This is a genomic window from Erysipelothrix sp. HDW6A (assembly GCF_011400295.1).
Lineage (GTDB): Bacteria > Bacillota_I > Bacilli_A > Erysipelotrichales > Erysipelotrichaceae > Erysipelothrix.
The window spans coordinates 874,834-894,149 of record NZ_CP049859.1 but is presented as its reverse complement, the minus strand read 5'-3'; the positions used below and the strand labels follow the sequence as shown (position 1 = coordinate 894,149).

Here is a 19,316-nt window from a genome sequence, read left to right as displayed (position 1 = left end):
AATCTAAATTTGGTAAGCTACAACTCCACGACAGATTGTGGTTTGTACATCAATATTATCTGTAACAATAACGATATCAGCATCTTTACCTACAGCAATACTTCCTTTTCTACCGAATACGTTAAGATGTTTTGCAACGTTTTCTGATGATACTTTAACAAGATCTTCCATTGGTGCTCCTGTGAAATCTTTGAAGTTTCTAACAACAAAGTCCATTTCAGCAACTGATCCAGCTAATGCACCATTAGAGATACGGCATTCTTTACCAATTTTTTCTACTTCTTGACCACCTAAGTCATATTTTCCATCAGGTAATCCTTTAGCACGCATAGCATCTGTAATCACAATAACATTATCAACACCTTTAATTTGATATGTTGCTTTGACTACTGCTGGGTGTAGATGGATACCATCAACAATTAATTCAGCTTTAAGTTGTGGATATAAGAAACCTGCAGTTACTGCACCTGGTTCACGGTGATGGTGAGGTTTCATAGCATTATGGAAGTGAGTTAAGTTACTCAATCCATGAGCGATTTCATCAACAATTTGTTGGTAACCTGCATCCGTATGACCAGCTGAAGGAATAACACCTTTTGTTCTTAAATAATCTGTAAAGCCTTCTTCTGCTTCTTCAGGAGCATAAGTGATTAACTTAATTGTATGTTTTGATTTTTCCCAGAAAATATCAAAATCATGTTTTGTAGGTTTCAATACAAATTCTGGGTTTTGTGCTCCTACGTGTTTTGCGGAAATAAATGGTCCTTCTAAGTGAACACCTAACATTTCAGCTTGTCCAGGTCCATTGGATGTTTCTTTATATTTTACGATTTCTTCCAAAGCTTCGCTAACTGCTGGAATTGATTGTGTCATTGTAGTTGGTAAGTATGAAGTAGTACCTTCTTTAGGAATGAATGTTGCGATGTCTCGAAGAGCTTCTTGAGTAGCATCCATATGGTCAGCACCATTAGCTCCATGAATATGTTGGTCAATAAAACCAGGTAATACGTTCTGTCCTTTAGCATCAATGATTTCACTATCTTCAGGTGCATTTTCCATCATTCCTACACCTTCAATAATTCCATCTTTCAAAGATACGAAACCATTTTCAATAATTCTGTCTTCTAAATATATTCGACCATTTATAATTAACATTATATTTCCTCCTTAATAATGTATATACATTGTATCACTAATTAAATGAACATTCCATTGATTTTACCTAAGAATTGACTATAATAGTAAGAGAAGGAAGATGAGGGATAGTATGAAAATACATATAGTAAAAGATAATATTGAAGGAGCAGAATTAGGCTATTCAATTATTAAAGAAGCTTTAGAAAATAAATCATTGAATGTTTTTGGTCTAGCAACTGGTAGTACACCAATTTCATTTTATGACCGTTTAACAGCAAGTGACTTAGATTTCACTGATGTAGTATCTGTTAACCTTGATGAATATATTGGTATTGGTGCCGATCATGATCAAAGTTACCATTATTTTATGAACGAACATCTCTTTGCAAAGAAACCATTTAAAGTAAACCACTTACCAAATGGTTTAGAAACAGATGCACAAAAAGAATGCGATCGTTACGATGCAATTATCGCTTCAAATCCTATTGATATTCAAATCTTAGGAATTGGAGAAAATGGACATATCGGTTTTAACGAACCTGGTGCAAGCTTTGATTCAACAACTGAGAAAGTATCATTAACTGAAAGCACAATCCAAGCAAACTCACGTAATTTCGATTCAATCGATGACGTACCTCGTTTCGCTTACTCAATGGGTATTAAATCCATTATGTCAGCTAAGAAAATTATTCTTTTTGCATACGGCGAAAAGAAAGCCGATGCAATTAAAGGCATGATTGAAGATACACCTACAACTGACTTACCTGCAAGTGCTCTTCAAAATCATCAAGACGTTATCGTAATCGTAGACGAAGCCGCTGCTTCAAAACTTACAAAATAAAAACTGGGAAATGAAGTGAACCCAATAATTGGTTTCACTTCAAAACCCAGTTTTTTTATGCTTTCTTAACAAATTCAGATTTCAGACTCATAGCACCAAAGCCATCGATCTTACAATCAATATTATGATCGCCTTCTACCAAACGAATATTCTTTACTTTGGTACCTTGTTTTAATGCTTGTGATGCACCTTTTACTTTTAAATCTTTAATTACGATAATGTCATCACCATCTTGTAAAACGACACCATTCGCATCACGAACTTGTTCGTTTTCTATTGTTGTTTCATTCCACTCATAGTTACACATTGGGCAAACATACATTGCTCCATCTTCATATGTGTACTCTGAATTACATTGTGGACATGCTGGAAGCATACTATCACCTCTTTCTTATTAAGTATACCCTATGTAAACTATTTGACAAGGGGAGAAAGCTTGACTATAATGAACGGTGTTCAGAGGTGATACTATGAAGAAGCAAGCTATAAGCAAAGATTACCTAATTACCATCATCCAACAAATTGTTATGAAAGATGGTTTGGATGCGATAAGTATCCGAAGACTTGCAGAAGAAGCTAATGTTTCGGTGGGATCTGTATACAATTATTTTGAATCAAAAGAAGCAATGATTATGGCTTTTGTACATTTCACGTGGTTAGAGTACTTTCAGAAACCTCTTCTTGAATATAAAGATTCTGACAACTATACACAATTGATTCATGATGTCTTTGAGTTAGTCAAAACAAACGCTAATGAATATCATGCAATCTTTGCGAGCTACTATCGATCTTTCACACCGCAAGTGAAAGAACAAGCACGTGCTCATAAACGACGCGACTTTAAAGTTCTTTCAGAAATTTTCTTAGATGCTCTTAAGCATGATCCCCATGTTGATAACTCAATATGGACTGAGAAACTTACACCAGAAGCGTTCAACCAGTTTGTAATTCATTCACTCCTTGATTCAATTCGATTCGAGAACCAGAATGTAGAAACACTGATTGAATTAGTAAATATCACATTATATCCAAAAAAATGACACTCGTAAGAATGTCATTTTTTACTGTTAATATATTTTTCAATTTCTTTCTCAATCACATTGAATGAAGCGGAACCCGACGATAAGAATGCTTCATGGAATTCCACATCAGAATACTTCTCATCAAGTTCTTTTTGAGCTTTTTCTTTTAAGTTTTTGATATAAATAGTGCTGAGATAATATGTAGGATAAGTAGCTGGATTATGGACAATCATTGTATAAATACTTTGTGCTGTCTCTTCATCAATACCAACAAAATAAGTATCAAGAAGCTCTCTAAACTCCGTTAGATTCCATCCATAGTAGTGAATCCCAATATCTGCTTTGATATGGAACAACTCTGTGAACGTCTCCATCATGTCATAGAAATCAGCATACGCTTGATCTGACACATATTTTACCGCTAGTCTTTCGGTATAGTTTGCCCAGCCTTCAGCATTGCTTGTATGTGAGACAAGGGATCGGATTGGGTGCATGTCTTTCAGTGTCATAAAGTAGCTAAACTGGTACATATGTCCTGGCAATCCTTCGTGAGCATATGTGGTATACAATGAATTATCAAAGTCACCATTAATATAGATAATTTGTGGTTCAGAACCATTATAGTCTATCGCAGGTGTGTAATAGAATGCAGGACTTGAGGCTGCCGCTATTGATTCATCAACTTTGCGAAGTTCATAATATGGTTCATCAATCTTTGGAAACTCTTCAGTATAGGAATTTTGAATTGCACTTAGAAGTTCCTTTCCTGATGTAAAGTTTCCAAAACTACGCTCTTGGTAACGTGAGTACATGTTCTCATAATCTTTTTCTGATAAGAACATCATATATTTTCTAACTTTTGCTTCTTCTTCGTTTAATACTTTTTCTATATCTTTAATGGAAGCTTTTAGACCTGTTTCTTGTTGTAAGAGCAGTTCATAGTATTTCTTACCATCAGGTTTATTAGCAAGACCTGTACTAGTAGAAGCATCGACTTGAGATAGTGTGTCTACAACATTTTGATAAGCACCTGCAAGATTTTCTGAGATTAAAGTTTTATGCTTAGCGATTGCAGCATTCTTTTCTTCACTTGTTAGAAAATCGAGTTTCGATATAGCATCATTGAAGTGCGCTATTAAGAAGTAATCACTGTTCTTCGCTTGTTGCGCTGTGTCAGTATTTACTTTTATAATTTCAACAATCTCTTCTTTTCCAAAGCCTGTTCCATTCTTCTGACGGACTAACTCTAAATCAAGATATTTTTGTACTGCATCAGGGAATGTTTCTAATAAATTCAGATAGGCATCAACGTCAAATTTCGTTCTAAATTGATACGACTCCAAGGTAGACGTAAAGTTAGACATTGTATTTCTCTGGTATCCTATCATTGATGATCCGTATTCATAATCGTAGTACGGTTCCATTTCAATTAAATCTTCCAGATATTCTATGACGACATCACGATCCAGAAGTTGTTGGTTTGATAATGATGATTCACTGAATTTCTTTAATTCTTTTATCATTTCCTTGGCTTCACTAACAGACTCCTTGAGATCTTCTTCTGTTGTAAAACCTATTTCGTAAAGCTCCGGTTCAAATTTGTAGTCTTCTGGTTTATTAAGAATAAAGTTTATCCCAAAATCAGTAGGACTTACAAAGTCAACCAACAAAGTGTCAAGATATTCTGAAAACTCAGAACTAACTTCAACATCTTCTCTTGGTACCTCTTGCTTGGTTGAACAAGCAGTAAGGAGTAAAAGTGTCACTAAAAGGACACTCAAAATTTTCTTCATCGATTAAATTCCTTTCTCACCCTCAATATTAGTTTCACTACTATGTACCCTAATACACCTCCTAAGGTGTTAAGAAAAATATCGTTGATATCAAATATTCTTACATTAAGAGAATAGTAAAGTGTTACTAATTGGATTAATTCGACACAGACACTCAATAACAATGAATAAGAAAAAACTTTTAGAAACGCATACTTACCTTTATAACTTAAGAGTGTAACACTTATTCCAAATGGAATAAACATCAAAACATTTACAAGTATCTCCGCAATACTTAAGCGATAGCCACCTTTAAATGCAATGATTATTGCATCAAATGCTTCAAGATTATACTTGAAATTATGAGCGGTACGTATGTGTTCCCAAGCAGTATTATTAATCGCCATTGGAAACTGTGTTATTTCTATTATACACCATATACTGAGTAAAAGACCCGTCTTCAGCATTCTTTGCTTTCTACTCATGTTTTTAAGATAGAGAAAGTATGCAACAAGGAAAATTATTATTAATAATGGAATCCCTGTTTGAAGCCATCCAATTCCTCGATGTCTTGCAAACATTAATCAACATTTCCTTCAAAGCAGTATTTTCCTGCAGTATAACCTGTAGAAAATGCAGAGGTAATATTAAATCCACCTGTAAATGCATTGGTATCCAAAAGTTCTCCACAGAATGATATCGATGGTTCTATCTTTGACTTCATAGTTTTGGGATCAATTTCTTTGAGACTAACGCCACCATTGGTAACAAATGCATGACTAAATCCTCGTGTCTCATACACAGTCATTTTAAAGTTCTTTACATGTTCAATTACTTCTTGTTTATTCTTACTTATGGAATCTAAGTAGTTAATCAATCGCTTTGGAAGTCCTAAATTCTGTAGTGTTTCATGGATATCCTCTGACTTCTGTAAGACTTCATATGAATGTGCTGGTAAGAAATCTATTGATAAATTTACTGGTCTTTCTTTTTCAAATACCTGTTGAACGTAGAAACTTGCTCTTAATGCACTCGGTCCCGATATACCAAAATGAGCAAACAGTAAATCGTGAGTAATTGTTTGTTTTTTCTTACCCTTTTGGTAGACTGTTACACTAACATCTTGAAAAGATAATCCTTGCAAGACTTTCTCTTGGATAAAAGCATCATTACTTACGAGTGGCACTTCAGCAGGAAGTAAATTCGTAATAGAATGTCCTCCCGATTTCGCTAATTCATATCCATTTCCATCCGAGCCACTCCCAGGAAGAGTTCTACTACCTGTGGCTAGGATAAGATGATCATAGGAATACACTTTACCATTAATACGTATCATTTTATCTTGAGCATCCAAACCTTCAACATAGGACTCATACATAATTTGCACACCACTATTTTTAAGTTCTTGATGAAGCGCATCGATGATTGATTGTGATTTATTACTAGCTGGAAACATACGTCCATGATCTTCTTCTTTTAATGGACAGTTTGCATCATGAAAAAAACTTTGTATTTCTTGAGGTCCAAAGCTGCTTAAACTACTATATAAAAACTTCCCATTTTTAGGGATACTTCTTACGACGGTATCAATATCAACATTAGCAGTTACATTACAACGTCCACCACCTGTTAAACGTAATTTAGTCCCTAAACGTTTATTTCTTTAAACTAAGATTACGGCATCATTGGGATAATGTCTTTTAGCTGATATTGCTGCCATCATTCCTGAAGGTCCTGCACCTACTACGATTATTTTTCTCATGAATTCACTCTCCGATTCTGCATCATTATAACAAAAAAAGTACCCTTTCGGGTACCTTTAATTATTTATATCGATCAGCTTGTGAAGACAATTTATTATAGGTTTCATTGTATTCATCAATTTTTTTACGATTATCATCTAAAGTAACTTTAAGAGATTCATACTCTTCTTGGAGTTCTTCAGATTCATTTGTTTGGAGTTGTCCTTCTAAACTTGAAAGTTTAGCTTCAATTTTATCATTCAAACCTTCTAATGTATCGATACGAACTTCAAGTGTTTCAAGTTCACTTTCAATATCAACGATTTGGTCTTCACGAATTGATGCATCACGTGTTTTTAATGCCGAATAGAAGTCATCTTGAATTGCACGGAATTCATTCCATAGTTTTTCTTCAAAATCACGTCCACTATGTCCTAATTGTTTCCATGTTTCAAAGAGTGTTTCCATCTCTTCACGTTTAGTTTCAAGATTAAATCCTTTGACAACTTCTTCTGCTTTAACAATAATTTCTTCTTTACCGATACGTGCTTTATTTTGTTCTTCACGCATTGCATCAAAGAACTCACGTTGTTTTTGATAGAAGTATTGACGTGCAGCATTGAATTTTTCCCAAAGGTCATCTTCAAACTCACGACCAGCAAAACCAGCTTGTTTCCACTCAGTCATGAGATCACGCATTGCTACAGAAGTTTTTTTCCATTCTTCTGATTCTTTAATTGCATTGGCACGTTCAATGAGTTCTTCTTTCACTTTACGTGTGTCTTCACGTTCATCAGCTAAATTAGCATAATGTTCGCTACGACGATCAAAGAATACATCATTAACAGCACGGAATTTTTCCCACAAGTCTTGATCAATATCTTGACCTGCAAATCCTGCTTCTTTCCAATCTTGTTGTAGTTTCTGTAAGTAAGTAGCAGTCTTATTCCAATCTGTAGATTGTTTTACTGCTTCTGCTTCTTGGATCAAACGCTTTTTCGTTGTTTGAGCTTCAGTTAAACGTTCTTGACGTGTTTCGTAACGATGCACTGCTTGATTAAATCGTTCTTCCAACGCTTCGTCAATTCCTTCTTCTGATAAAGATTGCCACTCTTTCTTGATAAACTCAAGTTTATCGTCATCCCCAGTATTCATAATGCTGTAGATTTCAGAAATAAGTTGATTCTGTCTTGACTCTTCAACAGAAGCAAAACTTTCCCAACCAAAATCGTGTCGTGAGTATTCTTGACGTGATGATTTCTCATCGTTTTCTTCTTGAATAATATCTTCTTTTAACTCTTCATTCATCATAAGCACCTCTTTCTCACCATTCCATTATATTCTAGCACAATTAAACTATTAAATGAAAACTTATTGTAATGAACGTCAAATTCATGTTATGAACGCATAAAAAAAAGTAACCACTTAGAACATTATCTGGGTTACTCTCTTTTATTATTTAAATTTTGCTACTTAAATATTCGTGTAGCGCTTGTTTAGGATGGAATCCTTGTACTTTTTCTACAGGTTTTCCATTTTCAAATAAGATCATTGTTGGAATAGACATAATGCCATATTTTTGTGCTGTGATTTGATTTTCATCAACATTCAATTTAGCAATTTTTATCTTACCTTCAAATTCTGTTGATAACTCGTCAATAACAGGTCCTAACATTTTACATGGACCGCACCATGGTGCCCAAAAATCAACAAATGTAAGTCCTTCAGCAATTTGTGTATCAAAATCTGTATCTGTTATATGTTTTACCATTTTATGCTACCTCCTCTTACACTGTTATTATATCTACTTCCACCACTTGAGCAATGAATATGCCCAAACGCTAGTTCATAGGAATCATTGATAGTTGAATTCTTTCCTTTTGAACATCAACATCAACAACCCATACTTTAACAATATCTCCTACCGACACTACATCTGTTGGATGCTTTACGAAGTTTTTACTTAGTTTTGAAATGTGTACAAGCCCATCTTGCTTAACTCCAATATCTACAAAGGCACCGAAATCAACAACGTTACGAACTGTACCTTGAAGTTCTAAACCAACTTTAAGATCTTCTAGACTTAATACATCTTGACGTAATAAAGGTCCCGACATACTGTCACGCATATCTCGTCCTGGTTGTTTTAGTGCGCTTACGATATCGTAAAATGTTTCTTTACCGACTCCATATTCATCACTGTACAGATTTCCAGCATTTAAAGCTTCAATAGCTTTTTCGCTGCCTAAATCCGTTTCTTTAAGTCCTAGATTTTTTAGTAATTGGCGTACCACAGCATAACTTTCTGGGTGAATACCCGTGTTATCAAGAATATTTTTACCTTGAGGAATTCTTAAGAAACCAATAGCTTGTTCATAGGATTTAGGTCCTAGGCGTGGCACAGATTTGATTTCTGTACGGCTTGAATAAGCTCCGTTTTCAATTCGATAATTCACCAGGTTTTGAGCTGTTGTTTTGGTTAGCCCTGAGATATGAACTAAGAGTTCAGGCGATGCTGTATTAACATCAACTCCAACTCTGTTAACCGTTGTCTCAACAACGAAATCCAAAGCAGAAGTTAATTCTTTTTGTGATACATCATGTTGATATTGTCCAACCCCAACAGACTTCGGATCAATCTTGACAAGTTCAGCAAGTGGATCTTGTATACGACGAGCAATACTAATAGCTGAACGTTCTTCTACTTGTAAATCAGGAAATTCTTTACGAGCTCCTTCAGATGCGGAGTAGACTGAAGCTCCTGCTTCATTTACAATAACATAACTTACTTTATCTTCTTGATTCTTCAATTGTGTTGATACAAATTGTTCCGATTCACGACTTGCAGTACCATTACCAATCGCAACAGTATCAACGTTATATTTCTTAACAAGTTCTAAGAATCGTGGTCCTGCTTGGCGTTGTTTAGCTTCAGGTGCTGGTTTGTGTGGATAGATTACATCTACAGCTAATACTTTCCCTGTCTCATCAACTATTCCTAGTTTACATCCTGTACGGTATGCTGGGTCAAATCCCATGACAATATGTCCTTTAAGTGGCGCTTGCATTAAGAGATTTCGTAAGTTCTCACCAAAGATATGGATTGCTTGAGCATCTGCCATTTCTGTAAGTTGGTTACGGATTTCTCTTTCAATTGCTGGTGCAATAAAACGTTTATAACTGTCAACAATTGCTGCATCAACATAGTCATGAGCTGTCGAACTTTGTTTATTACCGATTTGAAAACGGCGCATATAGTTTAACGCTGTTTCTTCTTCAACATTCAAGCTAACTTTGAGCACATCTTCTTTCTCTGCACGATTAATCGCAAGAACACGATGAGATGCAATCTTAGAGATAGCTTGGCTAAACTCATAATACATTTCGTAAACTTTACGCTCATCATTATCAGCATTTTTCAGACTGGTCGCAACAATTCCAGTATTAAAGGTCATATCACGGATCCAAGCGCGATAACGTGCTTCATCCCCAATGCTCTCTGCAAGAATCTCATGGACCCCTGCAATAACGTCTTCTACAGTTAAGAGTTCATTCTCTTCACTAATATATGCTTCAAATTCTTTAACATTAAAATCCATTGGTAACGATAGAACACGCAATGCAATCGGTTCGAGTCCTCGTTCTTTAGCGATGGTTGCCTTCGTTCTACGTTTTTGTTTGTATGGTCGATAGATATCTTCCAATTGTTGAAGCTTATCAGCCTTCTCAATTGCAACAGTTAGTTCATCTGTAAGTTTCCCTTGTTCATCAATTAAGCGTAGTACTTCTTCTTTACGCTTCTCTAAGTTACTTAAGTATTCGAAACGATCAATTATTTCTCGAATTTGAACTTCATCGAGACTTCCTGTCATTTCCTTACGATAACGAGCAATAAAAGGTACCGTATTCCCATCTTCAACAAGTTTTAATACTGCATCGATTTGCTGTCCTTTATAAGCTGTTAGCGATTGTTTTAATAAATCGTGTACATTTCTTTCCATAGTGTCACTCCTTGCCCAATCATTTTAACACAGTTCAACTTATTAAAGTGTATAAAAAAAGAACATCGAAGTGATGTTCTTACATTCCTATAACTTGACCGTCATAATCCAAATGGTTTGCGTTAGGAACTTTTGGTAATCCCGGCATTCTCATAACATTTCCTAGTAATGCTACTACAAATCCAGCACCAGCAGCTAATTTTAGTTGACGAACTGTTACTTCAAAGTCACGAGGTGCATTGAGTTTCTTAGCATCATCACTAAATGAGTATTGTGTTTTCGCAATACATACTGGAAGACCTTCAGGGAAACGAGCTTCAAGCTCTTTTAATTGTTCTTTTGCTTCATCTGAGTAAACTACATTGTCTGCTCGATAAATTTCTGTAGCAACAGTTTTAATTGCTGCTTCAATTGTTGTATCTTGATATAAGTATTCAAGTTTGCTTGGTGTATTACAGATTTCAACAACCTTGTGTGCAAGTTCAATGGCACCTTGACCACCCTTAGCAAATACCTCACAAGGAATAACATCAACTCCAAGTATTTCACTAAGACTTTCTAAGTATGCAATTTCAGCATCAGTATCTGTATCAAAGCGATTAATCGCCACTACTACAGGAACCTTGAATTTCTTCATGTTTTCCACGTGTTGCACAAGGTTTTGTGAACCAAGTTTTAATGCTTCTAAGTTTTCATTAGCAATCTCTTTAACACCAACACCACCGTTATATTTTAACGCACGAACTGTCGCTACAATAACTGTAGCTGATGGATTAATTTCTCCAAGACGACACTTGATATCAAAGAATTTTTCTGCACCTAAATCAGCACCGAATCCAGCTTCAGTTACGACATAGTCACTTAACTTAGCTGCCATTTTAGTTGCGATAATAGAATTACAACCATGTGCAATATTCGCAAATGGACCACCATGTAAGATAGCTGGTGTTGCTTCTAAAGTTGATACAAGATTTGGTTTGATGGCATCTTTAAGCACCAACATCATTGAACCTACTGCATTTAAATCTTTCGCACTTACTTCTTTACCATCTACGGTATATGCTACTAAGATATTACTGAGTCGATTTCTTAAATCTTCCAAATCATTGGCAAGACATAGAATCGCCATAATTTCAGATGCAGCTGTAATATCAAATGATGATTTATGACCCGCTACTTCAATACGACGTAGGGAGCGATCATTAACATCAAGTACACGATTCCATAGAATACGATCTGGATCAATACCAAGTTCGTTTCCATGATAGATATGATTTTCTAATAATGCAGTTAATAAGTTATGACATGCTGTAATTGCATGCATATCTCCTGTAAAGTGTAAATCAATGTCAGCTTTAGGAATAACTTGCGCTTTCCCTCCACCTGTTGCTCCACCTTTCATACCAAATACAGGACCCATTGAAGGTTCACGTAAGGCACTAATTGCAGAGTATTCTAGAGCGTTTAAAGCCATCGACAAACCAATGTTCATCGTTGTTTTTCCTTCACCAAAAGGTGTTGGATTGATTGCTGTCATAAGAATAACTTTTCCTTTATCCTCACGGTTAAGGACTTCTAAGCTAATCTTTGCTTTGTCATGACCATACATCATGACCTCTGTATCTTCTAAGTTTAATGCATCTAATAAGTGTTTTAATGAGTTCATACTAGGAGCCTTTCTTCTTTAATACGATTGTATAACGGAATAACAACAGATCGAATCACAGTGAAACGGATAACTATTAATACAGCTTCTTTGACAATACGTGGACCAATAAACAGTATCCATGCTTTATCATACATAATATGAAGCCAATATGTATTAAGTATTAAGCTAACACCAATTGTTTCAAACAATAGTATTGCTATTAAACGTTTATCTATAGAACCATCACTCTTCAAGAATCCAAAACTAGCACCTTGTAGAAATGCAGAAATTGTAAATCCCACAAAGTAAACGCCACCTTTTGGCCAAAGAACGATACCAATAATATCAGCTGCAGCAGCCATTAGACCACCGCGTAATGGACCATAGAACAGTCCTGCAAGCGCATATGCAATGAAAGTAAATCCGATTCTAAGCGTTGCAAATTCAAGGCTTAGAAAACGAGTACTAATAACTTCCAATACAATAAATAGTGCCATAAACACCAAATCTTTTGTTCTCATATATAGAACCCTCTTTTCCTTATCAAGCATCATAAAGAAGAGGTTTTGCAACCGAAGGCAATAACACACTGCACTTTCGTTTCGTCTAGTAGCACCTTCGCGTCCACTAGCACTTAACACATGTTATTTACTTTGCTTGACAGAATAAGGATAACAATCTGGTCTTAACAATGCAAGCTAAAAGGACAAATGTGGTAAACTAATATTGGTGATAAAAATGAAATTTAAAAAAACTAACGCAATGCGAAAATTAGAACAGCTTAAAATCGATTATGAATCCATAAATTATGACCCTGAGGAGGAATTTGATGCAAACAAGGCATACCAATACCTCGACGATAAAACCATTCCAATCTTTAAGACTATCGTTCTTGAACAAGGGACTGATCATTTTGTGGTTGTCATTCCATTAGATGCTCACATTTCGATGAAGAAAGCAGCACAAGCCTTTGGTGTGAAAAAAGTTGCCCTGCTTCATTTAAAAGAACTTTTAAACTTAACTGGATATGTACGAGGTGGATGTTCTCCAATCGGAATGAAGAAACTATTCCCTACCATCCTCGATACGTCAGCTTTAAATTATGAAAAAATCCTCGTGTCTGGTGGACGTCGAGGATGTCATATTATCGTTAATCCACAAGATTTAGCAAACAGTGTTAATGCGTCATTCCATGATGTATTAGAAGTTTAGTCTTTTTTTGGTGCACGGAAACGTATCCCATACATTGTTGCTTCACTCTCAGTAGGATACAATACAAAATTAACGGTGTATCCAAGGAATACAATCCAGGAAATAATCCAACATGAAATCATAAGAATCATAACCGATGCTAAAGGTCCATAAATATTTTGGTAATTACTAAATTGATTTACATAATTAAAGAAAACCATACCAAGGACATTAAGTAATCCACTTGCAATGACAGCTCCAGGAAGAACCCTTAAAAAAGAGCGAACTCGCAAGGATGTCATCAAATAGAAAATGCAAAAGAATACAATCATTGTTGGTAAGATCCATAATCGTAGCGCAATGCCCGATAAGGTAGCAATAAAACCTACACCCATGATTGTGATAATAAGCAGAATAAAGTAGAACAAGGATAAAATTCTAAGAATAATATGACTAACTTTTACATCATCATATTCACTACTTAGAAGAATAAACGAGTAAATTGACTTAGAACCTACCCACAAACTCACAGATAAAATTGATATGAATAAGTACAGTTGTCCTTCGATATCAAAATTACTAATATAACCAATAAAAGGGTTGATTAAATCAGCAGGTACATAACGAGATAAGAAGTCTATCAACACGTCAACATTGGTGAAACGACTTCCTAAGAATACTACCGCAATAATTAAGAATGGTGCGATCCCAACAATTAAAGAATATGCAAAGGCATAGATGAATAGCGTAGCATCCCCTGCTGTCATCATTTTGTAAATCTGTATTAGTTTTTCTTTCAAAGTCATCACGCCCATTCAATATGTATTCCTATCATACCATATTCTTGTTTCACACCGATATTTTTCCCACCAAAAAAGACATCACTCTTGTGATGTCTTTGCTTTTAGATGTGTTCTTTTAAGAACTCAGCAACTTTAGATGGACTTGTATCAGCTAATACTGCATCTCCAGCAATTAGTACTGGTGTTGCCATAATCTTGTGTTTTTGAACTAAATCCATGAATGCATCTGCTTGTTCTTCTCGTTTTACAACTTCAATATCATCTTGATATTTATTACGTAATCCAAGTTCTAAGAAACTTTTTAATGCAATACATTTTGGACAGTTATCTTGTGTCAACATTTTAATTTTTGTCATCGTGTAATCTTTGGTGCATCAAATATGAAGTCATCATCTGACAATGATTCAGATTTCATCTTTTGATACCCATTTCCTTTCATTGAGAAGTTATCCATTGTTTTTGTCTCAGTGTTTAATCCATTTAATACAACAGGGTTTACTTCCTCATATTCATAGTAAGCTTCAAATCCTAAGTTCATCATTGCTTTGTTAGCATTATAACGTACAAATATCTTAACGTCATGGGATAAATCTACAGGATCGTAAATTGATTCAATGAGTTCTACTTCTTCTTGATAGATTTCATCAAGATATGTTACCAACCAATTGTATAACTCTTCTTGAAGGTCTTTACTGAATGATTGGTAGATTTCCATTGCTAAGTTTCCTACATACAATCCGTGAATACTTTCATCACGAAGAATCAAGTTAATGATTTCCCCTGCTTGCATGAGTTTTCCTTGTCCATAGAAATATAATGGGTAGTAGAAACCACTGTAGAATAAACAGGATTCTAAGAAGACTGAAGCAACCATTGCTTTCCATTGAGCTACTTTAAACTCTAACTCATCAACAGGTTCTCCTAGACCATCATAACGTTTACGGTATGTCATACGGTCTAAGTCTTCGTAATAGCCCACAATGAGCGCAAGGATACGTTGCATGTTCTTATTTGTTTCAGTCCAAGCAAACATCTCATCAATCTCATCATTTTGAAGATAAGTCATAAAGATATTTGAATAAGACTTCGCATGAACAGCATTCTCCATAGCAGCCATAAAGTTTAATACCGCTTTACGTTGGTGGAAGCCATCATCTAGTGATCGTGATACAACAGGCATTCCGATATCCCCTTGATACGTATCAAGGAAAGTAAGTACGGCTAAGTTTTGCGAATAAGCTGTACGAATCTCTGGTGAAAGTGTTGCCCATAAATTCAAGTCTGGTTGCAAACTAATATCTTCTGGACGCCAGAATTGACTTAAGTTTTGTTCATAAAAAGTTTGTGTAAAGTTATCTTCATGTTCATTCCAGTTAGCACCATCATAAGCACGAGTTGCACTTTTGTTCATTATTTCTTTTAACATGCTAGCCTCCTCTTAAACTGCACAGCTAACGCATTCATCAATACGCAGCTTTTGTGTACGAGTATAGTACAGTGTTTTAATTCCTTGGTAATGAGCATAGAGATAATATTTTTGTAGACTTCGTGTTGTTTCATCTGACGTTATACAGAGTTCAAATGAAATCCCTTGGTCAACGTGTTTCTGTGCTGTCGCAATGACGTCAATAACACGGTATTTATCCATGGAATAGGCTGACTCATACATAAATCCAGCAACGTCTGCAGCAGGCATAGGGAAGTATGTTTTTGAGTTACCATAAGTACGTTCTTCAACAAGTTGTTTGATTGGTGTTAGGGATGGTGTTGCACTCATGACATAAGCAATTGAACCGTTAGGTGCAACAGCTAATCTATTGGAGTTGTATAAACCAAAGGTCATAACATCATCTTTTAACTGTGTCCATTCTTCTTCTGTAGGAATCACGACATCTTTAAGAATATCTTTAACGACATCATATTTTGGATGAACAGGTCCGCGATCATTAAAGTATGATCCATCAGCATAATCTGAACGCTCAAAGCCATAGAAACGTAATCCTGTATCGCGAGCTTTTTGCATGGAGAATTTTAGACTATAGAAGTTAATTAAACTAAAGAATACATCAATTAAATCAATATCTTCTGGACTTCCATAAGCAATATAGTTCTCTGCGATAAAACCATGGTGACCCATAATTCCAAATCCAACGGAACGCATGAGATTATTAGCACGTGCAACTGCCGGAACATGAGCAATGTTTGTTTTTTCTGATACAGAGTTCATGATTTCCATCGCTGCAATAACAGTTTCTTCAATTGTATTATTTTTAATCATATTACCCATGTGACCACTTGCAAGGTTACATGAGATATCAAGACCAATCTTGTCATCCTCTCTATTTTGATAGTCTGCATAGGATGATACTACAGAAGGTTGTAGGATCTCTGTACAGAGGTTAGAGAATTTAATTGGATCTGCGAGTGGGTTCTCTTTATTAACATTATCGGCATACATGATGTAAGGATACCCTGACTCACCTTGTAATTGCGCAATCATATCAAAGAGTTTACGTGGATTAATTTTACGTTTACGAACATTTGGGTTTTCTACTAACGCGTCATACCATTTCTCCATATCAATTGCGATATCTGAGAATGGGATACCATATTCTTTAAATACTGTATGAGGATAGAAGACATACATATCTTTATCTTCACGTGCAAGTTCAATCATCTTATCTGGCATTACTACACCCATTGATAAAGTTTTTACACGGACATCATCATCAGCGTTTAATTTCTTAGTTGATAGAAAATCTTCGATGTCACTGTGGAATACGTTGAGGTAAACCGCTCCAGCACCTTGACGTTGACCCATTTGGTCCGCATAACGGAAGGCATTATCAAGAAGCTTAGCAACCCCTACAACCCCTTTAGCAACCCCAGGAATGTCTTTAATCGACTCTCCTTTAGCACGTAAGTTTGTTAGGTTGATGGATACACCACCACCTAGTTTTGAAAGTTGCATTGCGAACTCTTGAACACGAGCAATATCATTTAGTGAGTCATCTACTTCAAGTAAGAAACAAGATACGAATTCTCCACGTTTTTTCTTACCAGTATTAAGTAAGGTCGGTGTAGCTGGTGTAAAATCTTGTGCAATTAATGACTTAATTAAACGTTTCGCTAATTCAAAATCACCATCAGCATGATATAAAGCAATCACTGATAAACGATCTTCATATCGTTCTAAGAATACACGACGTTCATCATTTGACTTCATTGCATAATCATTGTAGAACTTGAAAGCACCCATGTATGTTGGGAATCTAAATTTCGCATCATAAGCAATATCATAAATTGCTTGAATTTGTTCAAATGAATACTTATCTAAGAATTCTTTCTCATAGTATTCATTCTCTACCATATAATCTAATTTTTCTTTTAATGAATGAAAAAACTGCGTATGTTTATTTACATAGTTTAGGAAATAAGAACGTACCGCTTCTTTATCTTTATTTAAATCTTTAACATTACCATCAGCATCTAAGATCTGATTGTTTAATATGACCCACTCAGGGATTTGATTTACTTTAACACTCATGCTGCATCCTCCTTATATGATTCAATCCATTCTTTAACAATAGTGACATCATTGGAAAATCCTGAACCTTCAAACTTTAATACCAATTCAATTCCAAATTGAGCATTAATCTTATCACCTGCTGCACCGAAATTAGTTCCCCAGTTTCGATTGCCACCTACTGCTAAACCTACGACTTTTGGGGCATAGGTATCTAAAAATTCAAATGTTTCATCTGTAACTTTACCAAAATCCCATGATCGAGTAATTAAAAAGAGTTCTGAATCATCGCCATCATAATCTAGAATACTCTCTGCGTCTTCGGACACTTTAAGAGCAAATCTCTCACACTGTCCTGTTAAACTGTCATATACGATTTTCATTTTTACTACCTCCCCTTAAAGCTAAATATATTAAAGCATAGACATGTGTTCAATGTTGAAGAAAAGCACCGGAAAACACTGAAATTCAAAAATGTAAATCTGAAACATTAACTTTTTATCGTTTATCGTTATGGTAAAGGTCGTGAAGAGAATAACAGGCTTGTGAATAACAGTCCATTAGTCAACAATCTTGCAGTAGAGAATAAAATCAAATAGGATAGAAGTAGAAAAGGAGTATTACCCATATGAAAAAAATTACAGGTTGGCATCACATTACTTCAATCGCAAGTGATGCACAAAAGAATTATGAATTTATGACTCAAGTTTTAGGTCTTCGTCTCTTAAAGAAGACAGTTAATCAAGATGACGTTACTGCCTATCATACGTTCTTCGGAGATGAGAATGCATCAGCAGGTAACGACTTAACATACTTCGACTTCCCGGGTATTCCTAAAGCGGTTCGTGGTACAAACGCTATCACTTCAATTGGACTTCGTGTTCCAAGTGATGCAGCGTTAGATTACTGGTTCAAACGTTTGGAAGAATTCAAAGTCAAACATCATGACATTGATGAACTTTTCGGGGTTAAAGGTTTACGTTTCGAAGACCATGATGGTCTACGTTATCGTTTAGTATCTGATGAAAACGGTGCTGGGGGTACAGCTCCAGGAACTCCAAACCAGTGGAGTGATGTTCCTGATGAGTTCGCGATTATTGGTATCGGTACCATTGAAATCACTGTACGTCATTTAGAAGGCCAAGAATCATGGTTAATTGATACATTAGGCTTTAGACGTATTGGTGAAGAAGAAGGTGCTATCCGCTACGAAACAGGTGATGGCGGAAACAGCTCAAGTATTCATGTACGCGTTGATCAAAAATCACAAAACGAATACCAAGGGTATGGTTCAGTTCACCATATTGCTTTACGAATTCCAGACCATGCAGAACTTATGAAACGTATTGAACATGTGAACAGTCTATACTATCCTAACTCAGGATTTGTAACACGATTCTATTTTGAATCACTCTATACACGTGTTGATAGCATTCTTTATGAATTTGCGACTGATGTACCAGGATTTACAGTTGATGAGCCTCTCGCAACACTTGGTGAAAGCTTAAGCTTACCACCATTCTTAGAAGGCAATCGTGAAGAAATTGAAAGAACAATCCGTCCTTTCGATACAACACGAATTAACTACAGAAAATAATCATCAAATCAACACAATTATATGATAAAGTATCCT

18 protein-coding genes, 1 pseudogene and 1 riboswitch are annotated in these 19,316 nt (G+C 35.6%); of the genes and pseudogenes, 4 read left to right on the top strand and 15 right to left on the bottom strand.

All coding sequences use genetic code 11. The annotated features are described in order from the left end of the window. Positions 1-3: 3 nt before the first annotated feature. Positions 4-1,155, bottom strand: a complete 1,152-nt coding sequence (nagA, locus tag G7059_RS04455; protein WP_166080890.1) for an N-acetylglucosamine-6-phosphate deacetylase — start codon at positions 1,153-1,155, stop codon at positions 4-6. A gap of 112 nt (positions 1,156-1,267) precedes the next feature. On the opposite strand from nagA, the gene G7059_RS04450 reads away from it, so the two are divergent. Continuing rightward, entirely contained in the window at positions 1,268-1,978 is a 711-nt protein-coding gene (locus G7059_RS04450; protein ID WP_166080889.1) for a glucosamine-6-phosphate deaminase, read from the top strand. Positions 1,979-2,033: 55 nt separating this feature from the next. On the opposite strand, the gene G7059_RS04445 is transcribed toward G7059_RS04450, so the two are convergent. Further along, positions 2,034-2,354 carry a zinc ribbon domain-containing protein YjdM gene (locus G7059_RS04445; RefSeq protein WP_166080888.1) on the bottom strand — a complete coding sequence of 107 codons (321 nt, stop codon included), beginning with the start codon at positions 2,352-2,354 and terminating at the stop codon, positions 2,034-2,036. Between the two features lie 94 nt (positions 2,355-2,448). Here G7059_RS04445 and G7059_RS04440 point away from each other — a divergent pair, with 94 nt between their 5' ends. Continuing rightward, positions 2,449-3,018: a TetR/AcrR family transcriptional regulator gene (locus G7059_RS04440; RefSeq protein ID WP_166080887.1), complete on the top strand. Its 570-nt coding sequence runs from the start codon at positions 2,449-2,451 to the stop codon at positions 3,016-3,018. Positions 3,019-3,032: 14 nt separating this feature from the next. Here the strand turns inward: G7059_RS04440 and G7059_RS04435 are convergent, their stop codons facing one another. The 8 genes and pseudogenes from G7059_RS04435 to G7059_RS04400 all read right to left on the bottom strand — a co-directional run bounded on the left by G7059_RS04435 (position 3,033) and on the right by G7059_RS04400 (position 12,684). Beyond that, positions 3,033-4,793 (bottom strand): DUF885 domain-containing protein, encoded by a 1,761-nt coding sequence (locus tag G7059_RS04435; protein ID WP_166080886.1) that lies wholly within the window; start codon positions 4,791-4,793, stop codon positions 3,033-3,035. Next, positions 4,790-5,353: a VanZ family protein gene (locus tag G7059_RS04430; RefSeq protein ID WP_166080885.1), complete on the bottom strand. Its 564-nt coding sequence runs from the start codon at positions 5,351-5,353 to the stop codon at positions 4,790-4,792. Before G7059_RS04430 ends, G7059_RS04435 begins: the two co-directional genes overlap by 4 nt. Beyond that, positions 5,353-6,534: pseudogene (locus tag G7059_RS04425) on the bottom strand (aminoacetone oxidase family FAD-binding enzyme). Before G7059_RS04425 ends, G7059_RS04430 begins: the two are co-directional and overlap by 1 nt. Positions 6,535-6,595: 61 nt before the next feature. Further along, a complete protein-coding gene (locus G7059_RS04420) occupies positions 6,596-7,825 on the bottom strand; it encodes a DUF349 domain-containing protein (RefSeq protein ID WP_166080884.1) in 1,230 nt (409 codons plus the stop codon). 148 nt (positions 7,826-7,973) lie between these two features. After that, positions 7,974-8,285, bottom strand: a complete 312-nt coding sequence (gene trxA, locus G7059_RS04415) for a thioredoxin (protein WP_166080883.1) — start codon at positions 8,283-8,285, stop codon at positions 7,974-7,976. 70 nt (positions 8,286-8,355) lie between these two features. Then, entirely contained in the window at positions 8,356-10,515 is a 2,160-nt protein-coding gene (locus tag G7059_RS04410; RefSeq protein WP_166080882.1) for a Tex family protein, read from the bottom strand. Positions 10,516-10,594: 79 nt separating this feature from the next. Then, the gene (locus G7059_RS04405; protein WP_166080881.1) at positions 10,595-12,181 is read right to left on the bottom strand and encodes a formate--tetrahydrofolate ligase; all 1,587 of its coding nucleotides are present in this window, start codon (positions 12,179-12,181) and stop codon (positions 10,595-10,597) included. Continuing rightward, positions 12,178-12,684 (bottom strand): folate family ECF transporter S component, encoded by a 507-nt coding sequence (locus tag G7059_RS04400; RefSeq protein ID WP_166080880.1) that lies wholly within the window; start codon positions 12,682-12,684, stop codon positions 12,178-12,180. Before G7059_RS04400 ends, G7059_RS04405 begins: the two co-directional genes overlap by 4 nt. A 46-nt stretch (positions 12,685-12,730) precedes the next feature. Beyond that, positions 12,731-12,821: riboswitch (THF riboswitch) on the bottom strand. An 80-nt stretch (positions 12,822-12,901) separates the two neighbouring features. Between G7059_RS04400 and ybaK the strand changes: the two genes are divergently transcribed. After that, positions 12,902-13,375: a Cys-tRNA(Pro) deacylase gene (gene ybaK / locus G7059_RS04395; RefSeq protein ID WP_166080879.1), complete on the top strand. Its 474-nt coding sequence runs from the start codon at positions 12,902-12,904 to the stop codon at positions 13,373-13,375. On the opposite strand, the gene G7059_RS04390 is transcribed toward ybaK, so the two are convergent. From G7059_RS04390 to G7059_RS04370, 5 genes are all read right to left on the bottom strand, one after another. Beyond that, positions 13,372-14,154, bottom strand: a complete 783-nt coding sequence (locus G7059_RS04390; RefSeq protein WP_166080878.1) for a YihY/virulence factor BrkB family protein — start codon at positions 14,152-14,154, stop codon at positions 13,372-13,374. The two genes, ybaK and G7059_RS04390, sit on opposite strands and share 4 nt — an antisense overlap. 104 nt (positions 14,155-14,258) lie before the next feature. Continuing rightward, the gene (locus G7059_RS04385) at positions 14,259-14,513 is read right to left on the bottom strand and encodes a glutaredoxin (protein WP_166080877.1); all 255 of its coding nucleotides are present in this window, start codon (positions 14,511-14,513) and stop codon (positions 14,259-14,261) included. Beyond that, positions 14,510-15,583 (bottom strand): class 1b ribonucleoside-diphosphate reductase subunit beta, encoded by a 1,074-nt coding sequence (nrdF, locus tag G7059_RS04380; protein ID WP_166080876.1) that lies wholly within the window; start codon positions 15,581-15,583, stop codon positions 14,510-14,512. Before nrdF ends, G7059_RS04385 begins: the two co-directional genes overlap by 4 nt. A gap of 12 nt (positions 15,584-15,595) precedes the next feature. Next, a complete protein-coding gene (gene nrdE, locus G7059_RS04375; RefSeq protein ID WP_166080875.1) occupies positions 15,596-17,704 on the bottom strand; it encodes a class 1b ribonucleoside-diphosphate reductase subunit alpha in 2,109 nt (702 codons plus the stop codon). Continuing rightward, entirely contained in the window at positions 17,701-18,066 is a 366-nt protein-coding gene (locus G7059_RS04370) for a class Ib ribonucleoside-diphosphate reductase assembly flavoprotein NrdI (RefSeq protein ID WP_166080874.1), read from the bottom strand. The genes nrdE and G7059_RS04370 overlap by 4 nt, the downstream gene beginning before the upstream one ends. Before the next feature lie 245 nt (positions 18,067-18,311). On the opposite strand from G7059_RS04370, the gene G7059_RS04365 reads away from it, so the two are divergent. Next, positions 18,312-19,280 carry a VOC family protein gene (locus tag G7059_RS04365; protein WP_166080873.1) on the top strand — a complete coding sequence of 323 codons (969 nt, stop codon included), beginning with the start codon at positions 18,312-18,314 and terminating at the stop codon, positions 19,278-19,280. Positions 19,281-19,316 lie beyond the last annotated feature (36 nt).